Source organism: Paraurantiacibacter namhicola, assembly GCF_001687545.1.
GTDB classification, from domain to species: Bacteria; Pseudomonadota; Alphaproteobacteria; order Sphingomonadales; family Sphingomonadaceae; genus Paraurantiacibacter; species Paraurantiacibacter namhicola.
In genome coordinates, this window is record NZ_CP016545.1 from 644,857 (window position 1) to 660,110 (window position 15,254).

Consider the following 15,254-nt stretch of genomic DNA (forward strand, 5'->3'; position numbering starts at 1 on the left):
TCCTGCCGTTAGATCAGGGCCTTGTCAGCGCGGTCGGGCCGGTCACCGCGCGGTCAGATAGGCTTGCAGGCGTCGTCCAGCCATTCGCGGTCCGCGCCTTCCAGCTGCGGGGCGAGCACCCCGTGCACCTTCGCGTGATAGCTGTTCCACCATGCGCGCTCGTCGGCGTCCAGCAGGTCCACATCGAGCATGTTGCGCGCGATGGGAACCAGGGTCAGCGTCTCGAAGCCAAGCCATTCGCCCGCATCCGCATTGGCGATTTCGCGCTTCTCGGTCAGCACCAGGTTCTCGATCCGGATGCCGTATTCGCCGGCCTTGTAATATCCCGGCTCGTTGGAGAGGATCATGCCTTCCAGCAGCGGCTGGGCCGTCCCGGCATAGGCGCCGCCGGGCTTGGCGATGCGCTGCGGGCCTTCGTGCACCATCAGGAAGCTGCCCACGCCGTGGCCCGTGCCATGGGCATAGTCGCAGCCGGCCTGCCACAGATGCATGCGGGCAATCGCGTCCAGCTGGCCGCCCTGCGTGCCTGCGGGGAAGACCTGCCGGTCCAGCGCGATATGGCCCTTCAGCACGCGGGTGAAGCGGTCGCGCACTTCGGCGGGCGGGTTTGCCGCATCGCCCTCGCCCGCGATCCACACGGTGCGGGTAATGTCGGTCGTGCCGTCGGGATATTGCCCGCCGCTATCGACCAGATACACGCTGCCGGGGGCGAGCGGGATATTGCTGTCCTCGTCCACCCGATAATGCGGGCTGGCGCCGTGCGGGCCGGCGGCGGAGATCGTGTCGAAGCTGAGGTCTCGCAGGTCGCCATGCGCCTGGCGGAATTCCTGCAGCCGGGCGGCGGCGGAAAGCTCGTCCACACCGCCCTTGGGGCCTTCGACTTCCAGCCAGCGCAGGAAGCGGGCAACGGCCGCCCCGTCTCGCGCCTGTGCATCGCGGTGGCCCTGCTGCTCGGCGGGGTTCTTCTGCGCTTTCGGGAGGATGGCCGGATCGGTCACCGCGACAGGGCTGGCCCCGCCATCTTCCAAGGCCTGGAAAATCCCCGCGACGCCGTAATTGGGATCGACCGCCACGCGCTTGCCCTTCAGCCCGGACAGCGAGCCTTCGAAGGCATCGCGCGGCGTGATGCGCACTGCGTTGCCGAGCGACTGGCGGACTTCATCGTCCACCTTGTCTTCCTTGATGAACCATTCCGCCGTGCCATCCGCGTGCACCAGCAGGTAGCTGAGCGCGACCGGCGTGCGCGGCACGTCCTTGCCGCGGATGTTCAGCGTCCATGCCACGGAGTCGAGCGCGGAGATGACCGCCGCGTCCAGCTTCTTGGCCTTCAGCCATTCGGCAATCTCGCTGCGCTTGGCGCTTGAGGAGCGCCCGGCATGCTCGTTCGCCTGGACGAAAGCCTTGGCCGGGCTCGGCTCGGGCCGGTCCTGCCACACGGCATCGATCGGATTGCCATCGACCGGCACCAGCGTGATGCCATGCTCGGCCAGCTTTTCCGTCATGCTGGAGACCCAGCCGCGCGTGTGCAGCCACGCATCATAACCGATGCGCGAGCCTTCCGCTGCATTCGCGCCGATCCAGTCGGCCGGATCGTCCTGCGGGACGCCCTTGTATTCATACAGCTTGCCGTCGACCTGTTCGGTCACCTGCAGCGTGTAGCGGCCGTCCACGAACATGGCCGCATTGTCCTTCAGCACCACCGCGCTGCCCGCGCTGCCGGCAAAGCCCGTCAGCCATTGCAGCCGCTGCGCATAATCGCCGACATATTCGCTCATATGCTCATCGGAAATCGGCACGAAGAAGCCCTGTAAATCGCGGTTGGCGAGTTCGGTCCTCAGCGCATCGAGGCGGGCTTCGTGGGTCTGCATCAGCATGGCGGCAACTTTCGGTTCGTATGAAACTATCCGCCTACAGGCATAGGCCGGTTGCCGCGGCTTTTCCAGCGAAGCGGCGCGCGGCCATCTTCCCTCGCGCGCCAAAGCCATTAAGTGGGCTGGCATGACAGACCAGACCATCCAGCCGCCGCGCGCGGTGAAGAAGCCGTCCTCCGCCACGCATCACGGCATCACGATCACCGACGATTACGCCTGGCTGCGCGATCCCGGCTATCCGGAGGTGAAGGACGCGGCGATCCTGGCACATCTGGAAGCGGAAAACGCCTGGTTCGAGCAGCGGATGAAGCCGCATGAGGGCACGGTCGAGGCGCTGTTCAGGGAAATGCGCGCGCGCATCAAGGAAGCGGACAAGTCCGTCCCGCAGAAGGATGGTGACTGGCTATACTGGATCGAGTTCGAGGAAGGCGCCGAATACAAGAAGTGGTGGCGCCGCCATGTCGATGCGGCAGACGATGGCAGAGCGGACCAGCTCATCCTCGACGAGGTCGCCCTGGCAGAGGGGAAGGAATATTTCCGGCTGGGCGCGCTGTCGGTCAGCAAGGATGGCACCATGCTGGCCTATTCGGTCGATGATAACGGGTCGGAACGGTACACGGCAAAGGTCAAGAATCTCCAGAATGGTGAAATGCTCGCCGATGAGATACCCGGCACGCTATCCTCGCTGGTCTGGTGCGCGAATGACCGGGCGCTGGTCTATTCGCTGGCGAACGAGCAATGGCGCACGGACAATGCGCGGCTGCACTGGCTGGGCCAGCGAGCCGAGGACGACACCGAGATCTTCCACGAGGACGACGAGGGCTTCCGCGTCTCCGCCGGGCTTTCCGCGCAGGATGACTGGATCGTCATCTCCACCGGGGACCACGAAACGGGCGAGGCCTGGCTGGTCCCGGCGGACGATCCCACCGCGCCGCCGCGCTGCGTGAAGCCGCGCGAAAAGGGCGTCGAATACGATTGCGATATCCGCGAAGGCACCGTCTGGGTGTTGGCCAATGACACGCATGAGAACTTCCGCGTGGCAAATGCTCCGCTCGGCACGCCGGACCGCTGGGAAACCGTGGTCGAGGGGACGGACGCGCATTATCTGACCGGTTTCGAACTGTTCCGCGATTTCTGGGTGCTCGACGGGCGGCTTGGCGGTCTCGACCGGATCGAGCTGCGCTATTACGACGACCCGTCGCGGATCGAGCCGGTGGAATTTCCTGAGGCCAGCTACACCGCGGGGCTCGGCAGCAATCCGGAATACGGCCAGACCGTGCTGCGCCTCTCCTACGAAAGCATGATCAGCCCGGCGAGCACTTACGATCACGATGTCGCGGGCCAGCAACTGACGCTGCTGAAGCGGCAGGAAATCCCCTCCGGCTACGAGCGCGAGCTTTACGCGACCGAGCGGCTGGAGATCACCGCGCGTGACGGCACGGCGATACCGGTCAGCGTGATGTACCGAAAAGACCGGGAAGGTTCTGGCCCACTTCACCTTTATGGTTACGGCGCTTACGGTATCGCCATCCCGCCCGGCTTCTCCACCACTCGCCTCAGCCTGGTGGATCGCGGCTTTGCCTATGCCATCGCGCATATCCGCGGCGGGGACGATCTGGGGCGCGCCTGGTACAAGGCAGGCAAGTTGGAAAGCCGCACCAACGCGTTCACCGATTTCGTGGACGTGGCGCAGGGTCTGGTCGAGCGCGGCCTGACCGAGAAGGGCCGCATCAGCATCTCCGGCGGCAGCGCGGGTGGCGAGCTGATGGGCGCGGTTATCAATTCCGACCCGGAATTGTGGGGCGCGGTGGTGGCGCATGTGCCCTTCGTGGACGTGCTCGCCACCATGCTAGACGCGACGCTTCCGCTGACGCCGGGCGAATGGCCCGAATGGGGCAACCCGATCGAGGACAAGGCCGCGTTCGAGCTGATCCGCAGCTACAGCCCCTATGACAATGTCCGCGCGCAGGATTACCCGCCGCTGATGGTCACCGCCGGCCTCAACGATCCGCGCGTCACCTATTGGGAGCCTGCCAAATGGGTCGCCCGCCTGCGCGAGCTGAAGACGGATGCGAACGAGCTGGTCCTGAAGACCAATATGGGCGCAGGGCACGGCGGCAAGTCCGGCCGCTTCCAGAGCCTGCACGAGACAGCCGAGGAATTCGCCTTCATCCTGTGGCAGATGGGAGTGGAGGCATGAGCTCCTCCAGCTTCACGATGAGCTTCACCGCCGCCCCGGAAGACATCGACATCAACGGCCACGTCAACAACGCGGTCTGGGTGCGCTGGATGGAGGAGGTTGCCACTACGCACTGGAACAGCATTGCGGACGAGGCGCACCGCGAGGCCTATGCCTGGTTCGTCACCCGGCACGAGATCGATTACCGCGGCAATATCGTGGAAGGCGAGACGACCGAAGCGACCACCGAGATCGGCAAGGCGCCCACCGGCGCGCGGTTCGAGCGGCGCACCACCTTCCGCAATGCCGAGGGCAAGCCCATCGTCCGCGCCGTCACGAGCTGGGCCATGATCGACCGGTCCACCGGCAAGATCATGCGCGTGCCCAAGGATGTCGCGGCGCAGTTCGTGCCCAAGGCCTGAGCCAGCGCGCTGCAAGACCTTAACGCGCCGCCATTGACTTTGTGCGGTGCAGCATCCACATGGGCCGCGAGCCGGGCCTTTCGATAGGGCAGCGTGAATGGGCGGACCTTCCGCCGCAGCCCCCACCCGGCATCCCTGACAGAGCCTCCCTTGTCACGCGGGTCGTTCACGAACCCGCCACTCGTGCGCCATTTCGGCTGCGCGGGACGGCTTTGCACATGAGTACATATCAGACATGAAATTCAACGAACTCGGACTTTCAAAGTCCATCCAGCAGGCGCTCGCCCACAAGGGTTACGACACGCCTACGCCGATCCAGGCCCAGTCCATCCCGCTGCTGCTGAAGGGTGAAGACCTCCTCGGCATCGCGCAGACCGGCACCGGCAAGACGGCGGCCTTCATGCTGCCCAGCATCCAGCACTTGGCGCAGGACGACCGCGAGCCCAGCCCGCGCTCCTGCCGCAAGCTGGTGCTTGCTCCCACACGCGAACTGGTCGGCCAGATTGCCGCCAATGCGCGCGAATACGGGGCGCTTTCCGCACTGCGCGTCGCCAGCATCGTGGGCGGCACCTCGGTCAACAAGGACAAGCAGAAGCTGGCCCGCGGCGTCGACATTCTCGTCGCCACGCCCGGCCGGCTGGAAGACCTCATCAGCCAGAAGGCGCTGAAGCTGGACAGCACGCAGATCCTGGTGCTGGACGAAGCGGACCAGATGCTGGACCTCGGCTTCATCCATGCGCTGAAGCGCATCGTGGCGCTGCTGCCGAAGGACCGCCAGACGCTGCTGTTCTCCGCCACCATGCCCAAGGCGATCAAGCAGCTGGCCAGCCAGTACCTGACCAATCCGAAGCAGGTTTCCGTCGCCCCCGCTGCCACCACGGCGGAGCGGGTGGACCAGTTCGTCTGCTTCCTGAACCAGGGTGAAAAGCAGGCGCTGCTGACCCTTTCCATCCGCAAGGGCATGGAAAGCGGCGAAATGGACCGCGTGCTGGTGTTCACCCGCACGAAGCACGGCGCTGACCGCGTAGTGAAGAAGCTCGGCCGCATGGGGATCGAGGCGAATGCCATCCACGGCAACAAGTCGCAGCCCCAGCGCGAGCGCAGCCTCGCCGCCTTCCGCAGCGGCAAGGTGCCGATCCTGGTGGCGACAGACATCGCCGCGCGCGGGATCGACATTCCAGGCGTGTCGCACGTCTTCAATTTCGAGCTGCCCAATGTGCCAGAACAATATGTCCACCGCATCGGCCGCACCGCGCGTGCCGGCGCATCGGGCGTGGCGATTGCCTTCTGCGCCCCGGACGAGCGCGATTACCTGCGCGACATCCAGAAGCTGACCGGCATCACGCTGGGCAAGGTCCCGCTGCCTTCAGGCTTCCGCGAGGCGGTCGACGCAGTGGAGGCCAGCGCCACGGCGCCCTTCCGACAGGAAGACGGCAACCGCCCCGAACACAACCGCCCGCTCGGCCGCAAGCCGAAGCCCAGCGCCAAGCCCAAACCCCGGCACAACCGCCGCGGACCGGGCGGCGCCCAGGGACAGGCTGGTGGACAGGGCGGCGGCCAGGGTAGCCAGGGCGGCGGCAACCGCAACCGCCGCCGCAAGCAGCGCGACACCGCAGGCTGACGCCTTACCGCATCTGCGCGAACCACAACTCGTGCCTTAAGATGAAAAGCCCCGCTGGAAGGCGGGGCTTTTTCGTATGCGCATTGTTGTGGCTCGCCCAAGGCTTCAGAAAGAGCCTGCTTACGCGAATGTTCGCGTCGGCCTCACGAAGCAGAAGCGAAGGCGTCTCGGATATCATCGTGCGATATCCGGATCATTTTTGACCTTGATTTGACGATATCGTAACCCGGAGCGTCGAACCTGATACAGATGTCGCGCCCGTCTGACTCTATGTCGTAGCTCTCTCGGGCATCTGCACTTCGACTGTACTTGATATCCGGCATTCTATGCCGCGGGACGATATAGACATTGTAGTGGAACTTGCCGTCCGGTGCTCGCTCCAGAGCTTTCGCCGAACTTGGTACTTCTAAGTCGGCATCGCCACTGCTGAACGGTCCAAATGTCGTCAAGAAATAGGGGTCAGAGAACGGGCAAAAGTCTGCATGTGCGTAAACGCTGGCGATGTGATCTGCGATCGCAGTGAGGTTCGTTTCAGAGGAAAGCGCAACCTTCACGTAACGACCATAGTTTGGAGCGCGAACGCCCTCAGGCTTGGGCGCATTCTCGGTCACTGTTAAAGCCTCAACTTCGTAAGTGCCGAGCGGCTGACCACAGGAGGCTAAAGCTATCGAAGCTCCGGCGGTCAGAACGAGTTTCGTCCTCTTCACGGTTTCAGAGGATTCTTCTTGATGCCGGTATAATCTGCAATTGGCGATCATGTTTTCACAACGGATTCCCGTCCCGGTCGCGGAAGATTTCGCGACGGCCGACGTGGTTGGCCGGGCCGACGAGGCCTTCGCCTTCCATGCGTTCGATCCATTTGGCGGCGGTGTTGTAGCCTACGCCCATCTGGCGTTGCAGCCAGCTGCCGGACGCTTTCTGGTTCTCGATCACGATCTGGCAGGCCTGGCGGTATTTGCGCTCCTCGGGATTGTCCGAGGCGGTCAGCTCGTCCTCGAAGCCGAAGCCGCCGTCTTCCGGCTCCTCGGTCACGCTGTCGACGTAAGCGGGCTCTCCCTGGCCGCGCCAGTGGCTGGCGACCGCTTCCACTTCCTCGTCCGACACGAAGGGGCCGTGCACGCGGGTGAGCGCGCCCGATGACGGCTTGAACAGCATGTCGCCCTTGCCCAGCAACTGCTCCGCGCCCTGCTCGCCCAGGATGGTCCGGCTGTCGATCCGGCTGGTGACGTTGAAGCTGATGCGGGTGGGCAAATTGGCCTTGATGACGCCGGTGATGACATCGACGGACGGGCGCTGTGTCGCCATGATCAGGTGGATGCCCGCGGCGCGCGATTTCTGGGAAAGGCGCTGGATAAGCACCTCGATTTCCTTGCCCACGGTCACCATCAGGTCGGCCAGCTCGTCCACGATCAGCACGATCAGCGGCAGTACCTCGTAATCGAGCTGCTCTTCCTCCACCAACGCCTCGCCGGTTTCGGGGTCGAATCCCGTCTGAACTGCGCGTCCCAATGGCTTGCCCTTGGCTGCGGCGGTGGCGATCCGCTCGTTGAAGCCGGAGATGTTGCGCGCGCCGATATCGGACATCATGCGATAGCGGCGTTCCATCTCCTCGACCGCCCATTTGAGTGCGCGCACGGACTTGTGCGGCTCCGTCACCACGGGGCTCAGCAGGTGGGGAATATCGTCATAGCTCTTCAGCTCCAGCACCTTGGGATCGACCAGGATCAGGCGGCACTGGCTGGGATTGAAGCGGTAAAGCAGGCTCAGCAGGATGGCGTTGAGGCCGACCGACTTGCCCGAACCGGTGGTGCCCGCCACCAGCAAGTGCGGCATGGCGGCTAGGTCCGCGACGATGGGCTCGCCGGCAATATCCTTGCCCAGGATGATCGGCAGCGCGCCCTTGTGGCCCTGGAAGGCTTCGGACGCGGCCAGTTCCTTGAAACTGACCATCTGCCGATCTTTGTTGGGCAGTTCGATGCCCATCACCGTCTTGCCCGGAATGGGGCTGACGCGCGCGGAGATGGCGGACATGTTGCGCGCAATATCCTCGGCCAGGCCGATGACGCGGCTGGCCTTGATGCCGGGCGCGGGCTCCAGCTCGTACATCGTCACCACCGGGCCGGTGCGCACGGCGGTGATCTCGCCCTTCACATTGAAATCGTCGAGCACGTTTTCCAGCAGGCGGGCGTTGGATTGCAGCGCCGCCTTGTCCAGCACCGGGCGGTTGTCCGGCGGGGCATCTTCCAGCAGGTCGATGCTGGGCAGTTCGTAATCCGCGAACATGTCCTTCTGCGCGGTCTTGCTGGGCTTTGCTGGGCGCGGCGGGACGGAGGGATCGGCAATTTCGGGGGCGCGGCGGGGCCTTGCCTCCTCCTCGCCGTCCTGCGGTTCCTCGATCCGCGGCGCGGCGCGTGCGGGCTTTTCCTTCTGCGGCTTGAAGGGGTTTTCCGGCCCGCGCAGGCTGGGCATGCGGCTAAGCCATTGCGGGCGGGTGAGCAGCGCATCCCAATCCAGCATGAAGACCTTGCCCGCCAGGCTGACCCCGGCAAAGGCGGCGACCAGCCCTGCCACCAGCAGCGCCCAGAATTGCGCGCCATCGGGCAGCAGCCCGGCTACGCCTTCCAGCGCGCCTGCACCCAGCAGGCCGCCGATGCCGCCCCATCCGGCGGGGCGGTTGGTGGTGGCCGGATCGAATGCCAGCGACAGCGCCGTGCCGATCAGCACGATGGCCAGCACCAGCCACCCGACGGTGCGCCACCACTTGCTGCCGTGCAGCGTCACCTCGTCACCGGCATCGCGCCACAGCTTCATCCCGAAGGCGTAGAACAGCGGCAGCAGCAGGAAGGCCGGCCAGCCGAACAGGAAATAGGCGCGCTCCGATGCCCAGGCACCGGGGCGACCCATCCAGTTGGCGACCACTTCGCCCGCGGCGGTGGAGGGGCTGGGATCGGCCTCGGAATAGCTCAGCAGCGACAGGGCGAGGAAGGCGACGCCCGCAAACAGCACCACCGCACCCACCAGCTGCATGGCGCGCCGGGCGGAGCGGCGGAAGGCCGCTTTCCAGTCCACCGCACCCTTGCGCTGCGTGGCGACGCGTGTTGCCATCGTCCGTGTAATCCTCGTCCAAAGTCCCGAATTGGCACCATCGGCCCTCGCGGACTCGCCGTCAAGAATCCGTGTCGCCGGACAGGCCGTCGATCGCGGCCCAGCGCGGCCATTGCAGTCGGCGCGCGCTGGCCGGCGTCATCCCGCCCAGCGCAATGACCGGCATGGCGGCATGGGCGGCCAGCCTGCGGAAGCGCATCGGGCCCAGCACATCTGCGCCGGGATGGGACTGCGTGGCGAAGACCGGCGAGATCAGCACGGCATCGGCGTGCATGCGGTTGGCCTGCGCGACCTCCGCCATGTCATGCGCGGTGGCAAGCGTGAGGAGGTCGCGTGTGGGATAGAGGCTGCGCGGCGCGCCATAGATGCCGTCGGCGCCCCATTCGCGCGCGGTCAGGGCGCTGTCCGCCAGCACGACCCAGTGGCCCCGCCTGCGAGCGATAGCGGCAAGCTGGCGGAAACGGGCGAGGCGCTGCTGCGGCGGCAGGTGGTAATGTCGGTAGATGAAGCCGCCCCCCTCCGGCAGGCGCTCCAGCGCGCGCTCCAGTACGGTGTCGTTGCGCTGATCGGACAGCAGCCAGCGCGGGGGCAGGAAGCGGCTTTGGGGATGGCGCAGCGGCATGGGCAGGCTATAGCGCGCGGCGATGGAACATCCAGACACACCCTTGCAGGCGATCGAGGCGCGCATCGCCAAAGCATGCAAGATCGCCCGCCGCGAAACCGGCAGCGTGGAACTGATTGCGATCAGCAAGACGCATGGTTCCGACGCCATCCTGCCCCTGCTGGAGCAGGGTCATCGCAGCTTCGGCGAGAACCGCGTGCAGGAGGCGCTGGACAAATGGCCAGCCCTGCGCGAGCGATTTCCCGATACGAAGCTGCACATGGTCGGCCAGTTGCAGAGCAACAAGGCGGGCGATGCCGTGGCGCTGTTCGATGCGATCCACTCGCTCGACCGCGCAAGCCTGCTGAAGGCGCTGGCCAAGGAGATGGACCGGCAGGACCGGCGCGTGCCGTGCTTCGTGCAGGTCGACATCGGCGAGGAACCGCAGAAGGGTGGCTGCCCCGTGGCGGAGCTGCCCGCTTTCCTGGCCAAGGTGCGCGATGCGGACATTCCGCTCGCCGGCCTGATGGCCGTGCCGCCCGCCGATATCGAGCCCGCACCCTTCTTTGCCTTCCTCGCCAAGCTGGCGCGGGACAATGGCGTGCCCGAAGAACCCTTGGGCCTCAGCATGGGCATGAGCGGCGATTTCGAAACCGCGATCATGACCGGCGCCACGCATATCCGCGTGGGCAGCGCACTGTTCGGTGCGCGCGGATAGGGGCAGGCCGCTCTCGCAGCCCGCCCCAGTTTCCCACGATCAGCCAAGAGCCTTGCGGAAGACGACCTTGTCGTCGCCCGCTTCGTAATAGTCGCGAATGCGGGCCTCCCGCTCGTACCCCAGCATGTCGTAGAAGCCGCGCGTGCGCTCGAATTCCGGCTTGCCGCTGGTTTCGACCAGCAGGATGCGCCCGCCGCCGCTGGCCAGGTCGGCCTCGATATGCTGCATCAGCCGTGCGCCGATGCCTGCGCCATGCCGCGCCGGGTCGACGCAGATAAGCAGCGTGTTCCATGCCCCATCGGTCATGGCTTCTGGCACCGTGTAAGCCACCCCGGAAAGCTGCCCGTCATCGAAGACGATCCAGCGATGCGCCTCCGCTTCGCCTTCAAAAAATGGCGCCGTCATGTCGGGCAGCATTTCGGATGGAAACATCTGGTTGGCATCGACCAGTTCGCCAATGCGGGGCAGGTCTTCGCGCGTCATCGCGCGGATGGAAGCCGTGTCGTTCATGTCATGATACTCGTGAATTGAGATTACAGCGAACCGCTCGCCAACCGGGCCATGCCGGTGGCGGGGTTTTGGATCTTGCCGGGCCGCATCACCGATGCAGGCCGGTCCTTATTCACGCGGTAGCGTTCAAAAAATCTCCATCCGTCCCTCGTGGGACGCGGGATAAGTGACGCAATTTGGTCAGTAACGCAAGCGAGCAGGTCAGGCGGCGACCAGCACGCCGCGGTATTCCGCCTCCTCCAGCGCGCGGCCTGCACCTCTCGCGACGCAGTTGAGCGGGTCGTCGGCAACGATGACCGGCAGGCCGGTCGCTTCGCTCAGGACCTTGTCCAGCCCAGTAAGCAGCGAGCTGCCGCCGGTCATGACAATGCCGCCCTCGATGATGTCGGCGGCGATTTCCGGCGCGGTCATCTCCAGCGCCTGGCGCACCGTGTGCACGATCTGGCCGACAGGTTCGGACAGCGCCTCGACAATCTCCGACTGGGCGATGGCGGTTTCGGTGGGCACGCCGCGCACCACGTCGCGCCCGCGCACCTTCATGGCGATGGTCCCGCCCTCGTCCGTGCAGGTCGCCGCGCCGATTTGCATCTTCACGCGCTCGGCTGTCATTTCCCCAATCACGAGGTTGTGGTCGCGCCGGATATGCGCGGCGATGGCCTCGTCCATCCGGTCGCCGCCGATGCGGGCGGACAGCGTTACGGCGAGACCGCCCACCGACAGCACGCCGACTTCCGTGGAGCCGCCGCCGATATCGACCACCATGCTGCCCGTCGGCTGCGTCACGGGCAAATCTGCGCCGATGGCTGCGGCCATCGGCTCGTCTATCAGATAGACCTTGCGCGCGCCGGCGTTGCTGGCCGCATCGCGGATCGCGCGGCGTTCCACGCTGGTGGAGCCGCTGGGCACGCAGAGCACCACTTCGGGGCTGCCGCGACCGCGTGACCCGGCCTCCAGCTTGGCCTTGGCCATGAAGTGCTTGAGCATTTCCTCCGCCACTTCGAGGTCGGCGATGACCCCGTGGCGAAGCGGACGGATCGTCTCCACATTGTCAGGCGTGCGGCCCATCATCAGCTTGGCATCGTCACCCACGGCGCGCACGCCCTTGATGCCATTGACGCTTTCCAGCGTCACGACAGATGGTTCGGCCAGCACGATGCCGCTGCCGCGAAACCAGACAACGGTGTTTGCCGTGCCCAAATCGATTGCCATGTCCGCCGAAGCGAATGGCAGGAAATCCATAAAGCCCATCGGGTTTGCGACCCCTCCAGCCCCCTTATGTCCCGTCTTGCGCAGCGCCCATCCCCTGACGGTGCGGAAAGGCCTGCGATGGACCAGCAAACTGTCGCGCAGATGAACGGGCCGGGCGCGTGCCGCTGGGCTGCGCCGAGTGGAGCCGCAAAGCGGGCAGGGCGCAGCAAGGGTGGCGCTCAGGCGGCCTCGGTCTCCGCCTGTCGCTGGTCGCTGGCGGCGTCCAGCAAGGCGACCTCGATGGCGCGCAGCCGGTCCGCCGCAGTCACTTTCTGGCCCGTGAGGTCGGTGACGTAGAATGTGTCGACCGCGCGCTCCCCATAATGGGTGATGTGGGCGGACGTGACCATCAAATTCGCCTCGAACAGGGCGCGGGCGAGCCGGTTGAGCAGCGCCGGGCGGTCGCGCGCGCTGACTTCGATCACGGTGAAGCGGCCGCTGGCCTTATTGTCGAAGAAGACGCGCGGGCGGACATCGAAGCTGGCGGCGCGGGTGCGGGGCAGGGGCCGGGCGGCCAGCTGCGGGACCAGCTCGATGCGATTGGCCAGCGCATCGCGGATGCTCTTTTCCAGCCGCTCTATCTGCGGATCTTCGCTGAAGGGCTGGCCGAGCGGATCCTGCACCAGGAAATTGTCCACCGCGCGGCCGCTGCGTGTCGTGTGGATGCGCGCATCAATGATGTTGCCGCCCGCCAGGTGGATCGCCCCGGCAATGCGGAAGAAGAGGCCCGGGTGGTCGCTGGCGATGACGGTGACCAGCGTGGCGCCGCGCGCGGGGTAGTATTCGGCATGGATCGACAGGTCGTGATCCATGTCCGTCGCGGCGGCGTAATGCACCAGGTTCAGCGCGACGATATCCTCCGGCTCCGCGATCCAGTAGGCATCGTCGAATGTGTCGGACAGGCGATCCAGCACATCGGCCTTGTCGCCCAGCGCGCCGCGGACCTTGTCCTTCTTCATGGCCACGATATCGCTGCGATGGCGGCGCTTGTGGCCCAGCCGCAGGCGCTCCTCCGTCAGCTCGTAAAGATCGCCGATCAGCTGGCGCTTCCAGCCGTTCCACACGCCCGGACCCACGGCGCGGATGTCCACGATGGTCAGCACGGTCAGCTGGCGCAGCCGCTCCAGCCCCTGCACCTGTTCCACGAAATCGGTGATGGTCTTGGGGTCGGCCAGGTCGCGCTTGAAGGCCGTCGCGCTCATCAGCAGGTGCTGGCGCACCAGCCAGCTGACCAGCTCCGTCTCGTCGTCGCTCAGGCCGAAACGCGGGCACAGTGTCAGCGCAATCTCCGCGCCCAGCACCGAGTGGTCGCCGCCCCGGCCCTTCGCGATATCGTGCAGCAGCGTGGCGACATATAGCGCGCGGCGGCTGTCCAGCTGCGGGATCAGCTCGCTGGCAATGGGGTGGTCGCCCTTCAGCTCCCCCCGCTCGATCTGGGCAAGCAGGCCGATGGCTCGGATGGTGTGCTCGTCGACCGTGTAGTGGTGGTACATGTCGAACTGCATCTGCGCGCCGACCTTGCCGAAATCGGGCACGAAGCGGCCGAAAATGCCCGCCTCGTTCATCCAGCGCAGCGCTGTCTCCGCCTGCACGCGGCCGGTCAGCAGCTTCAGGAACAGGGCGTTGGCGCGGGGATCGTGCCGCACGTCATGGTCGATGCATTTCTGGTCGCGCGTGGCGGTGCGCATGGTGTCGGGGTGGATTTCCAGCCCGTGTTCCTCGGCCAGCTGGAAGATTTCCAGCAGGCGGACGGGATCCTGGCGGAACCAGTCATCCTTGTCCGGCGCGGCGATCTTGCCGCCGAACACGCGGTAGCCACTGAGGATTCGCGCCTTCTGCCGGAAGCCTGCCAGCAGGCCGCGCGCCTTGCGCTGCGCCATGGCCTGGTCGTCCAGCTGGGCCAGGAACACGCCGGTCAGGCTGCCAACGTGGCGGGCCTGGATGAAGTAGTACTGCATGAAGCGCTCGACCGCGCTCTTGCCGGTCCGCTCGGCGAAATTCATCCGCCTGGCCACTTCGCGTTGCAGGTCGAATGTCAGGCGGTCTTCCGGGCGGCCGGTGATGTGATGCAGGTGGGCGCGCACGGCCAGCAGGAAGCTCTCGGCACGGCGGAAGGTGCGGTATTCGCGCGTGGTCAGCAGGCCCGCGTCCACAAGCTGAGCGGCGCTCTGCACGCGGTGCATGTACTTGCCGATCCAGTACAGCGCGTGGAGGTCGCGCAGCCCGCCCTTACCGTCCTTCACATTGGGTTCGACGACATAGCGGCTGTCGCCCATCCGCTTGTGCCGCGCGTTGCGCTCCTCCAGCTTCTCGGCAACGAACTGCGCTTCGGTTCCCTTGACCACTTCGGCCCAGAACCGCCTCGCGCCCTCGTCGTAGACATCCTGATCACCCCACAGGAAACGGCTTTCCAGCATGGCGGTGCGGATGGTGACATCGCTCTTCGCCATGCGGACCGTGTCTTCGATGCTGCGGCTGGACTGGCCGACCTTCAGGCCTAGGTCCCACAGGTAATACAGCATCGCCTCGATCACCTGCTCGCACCAGGGCGTGGGCTTGCCCGGCGTGACGAAGGCGATGTCCACGTCGGAATGCGGCGCCATCTCCGCACGGCCGTATCCGCCCACGGCGACCAGTGCGATCCGCTCCCCGGTGGAGCGGTTGCCGCCGGGGTACAGGTCCGTGACGACATGATCATACAGCGTGCGGATGACCTGGTCCGTCAGGAAGGCATGGCCCGCCGCGCTTTCGTGCCCCGCACTGGGCTTCTCCGAGAGCCGTTTTTCAAGCTCCGCCCGGCCAGCTGCCATGGACTCCTTGGCCGCATCGACAATTCCCATGCGATTGGCCTGCGCGCCGCCATCCGCTGCCAGCGCGGCGATGCGCTCGGCCAGCGCGCGGCGGTCAATGATGGCGCGGCGCCTGGGGATTTTCACGCTGTTCACGCCAACCTACATAGGTTGCGCCTTCCGTTCGGCC

Annotated in this window: 11 protein-coding genes; 4 read left to right on the forward strand and 7 right to left on the reverse strand. The window is 65.7% G+C overall.

Annotation, left to right across the window (positions count from 1 at the left end; genetic code table 11):
- Positions 1-53: 53 nt before the first annotated feature.
- Positions 54-1,874 (reverse strand): aminopeptidase P family protein, encoded by a 1,821-nt coding sequence (locus A6F65_RS03135; RefSeq protein WP_067785899.1) that lies wholly within the window; start codon positions 1,872-1,874, stop codon positions 54-56.
- Positions 1,875-1,998: 124 nt separating this feature from the next.
- Here A6F65_RS03135 and A6F65_RS03140 point away from each other — a divergent pair, with 124 nt between their 5' ends.
- From A6F65_RS03140 to A6F65_RS03150, 3 genes are all read left to right on the forward strand, one after another.
- Entirely contained in the window at positions 1,999-4,071 is a 2,073-nt protein-coding gene (locus A6F65_RS03140; protein ID WP_067785901.1) for a S9 family peptidase, read from the forward strand.
- On the forward strand, positions 4,068-4,472 hold the full coding sequence (locus tag A6F65_RS03145; protein WP_067785903.1) for an acyl-CoA thioesterase: 405 nt from the start codon (positions 4,068-4,070) through the stop codon (positions 4,470-4,472). The genes A6F65_RS03140 and A6F65_RS03145 overlap by 4 nt, the downstream gene beginning before the upstream one ends.
- A 235-nt stretch (positions 4,473-4,707) precedes the next feature.
- The gene (locus A6F65_RS03150) at positions 4,708-6,093 is read left to right on the forward strand and encodes a DEAD/DEAH box helicase (protein ID WP_067785906.1); all 1,386 of its coding nucleotides are present in this window, start codon (positions 4,708-4,710) and stop codon (positions 6,091-6,093) included.
- Positions 6,094-6,236: 143 nt separating this feature from the next.
- On the opposite strand, the gene A6F65_RS12835 is transcribed toward A6F65_RS03150, so the two are convergent.
- The 3 genes from A6F65_RS12835 to A6F65_RS03160 all read right to left on the reverse strand — a co-directional run bounded on the left by A6F65_RS12835 (position 6,237) and on the right by A6F65_RS03160 (position 9,859).
- Positions 6,237-6,851 (reverse strand): hypothetical protein, encoded by a 615-nt coding sequence (locus A6F65_RS12835; protein WP_157093030.1) that lies wholly within the window; start codon positions 6,849-6,851, stop codon positions 6,237-6,239.
- A gap of 4 nt (positions 6,852-6,855) precedes the next feature.
- Positions 6,856-9,198: an FtsK/SpoIIIE family DNA translocase gene (locus tag A6F65_RS03155; protein ID WP_067785908.1), complete on the reverse strand. Its 2,343-nt coding sequence runs from the start codon at positions 9,196-9,198 to the stop codon at positions 6,856-6,858.
- Positions 9,199-9,259: 61 nt separating this feature from the next.
- The gene (locus A6F65_RS03160) at positions 9,260-9,859 is read right to left on the reverse strand and encodes a thiamine phosphate synthase (protein ID WP_335645333.1); all 600 of its coding nucleotides are present in this window, start codon (positions 9,857-9,859) and stop codon (positions 9,260-9,262) included.
- On the opposite strand from A6F65_RS03160, the gene A6F65_RS03165 reads away from it, so the two are divergent.
- A complete protein-coding gene (locus A6F65_RS03165) occupies positions 9,843-10,517 on the forward strand; it encodes a YggS family pyridoxal phosphate-dependent enzyme (RefSeq protein WP_067785912.1) in 675 nt (224 codons plus the stop codon). The genes A6F65_RS03160 and A6F65_RS03165 overlap by 17 nt on opposite strands.
- A 39-nt stretch (positions 10,518-10,556) precedes the next feature.
- Here the strand turns inward: A6F65_RS03165 and A6F65_RS03170 are convergent, their stop codons facing one another.
- From A6F65_RS03170 to A6F65_RS03180, 3 genes are all read right to left on the reverse strand, one after another.
- A complete protein-coding gene (locus A6F65_RS03170) occupies positions 10,557-11,027 on the reverse strand; it encodes a GNAT family N-acetyltransferase (RefSeq protein ID WP_067785914.1) in 471 nt (156 codons plus the stop codon).
- A 201-nt stretch (positions 11,028-11,228) separates the two neighbouring features.
- On the reverse strand, positions 11,229-12,275 hold the full coding sequence (locus tag A6F65_RS03175; RefSeq protein WP_067785916.1) for a rod shape-determining protein: 1,047 nt from the start codon (positions 12,273-12,275) through the stop codon (positions 11,229-11,231).
- Between the two features lie 179 nt (positions 12,276-12,454).
- Positions 12,455-15,220 (reverse strand): [protein-PII] uridylyltransferase, encoded by a 2,766-nt coding sequence (locus A6F65_RS03180; protein WP_067785918.1) that lies wholly within the window; start codon positions 15,218-15,220, stop codon positions 12,455-12,457.
- Positions 15,221-15,254: the final 34 nt, after the last annotated feature.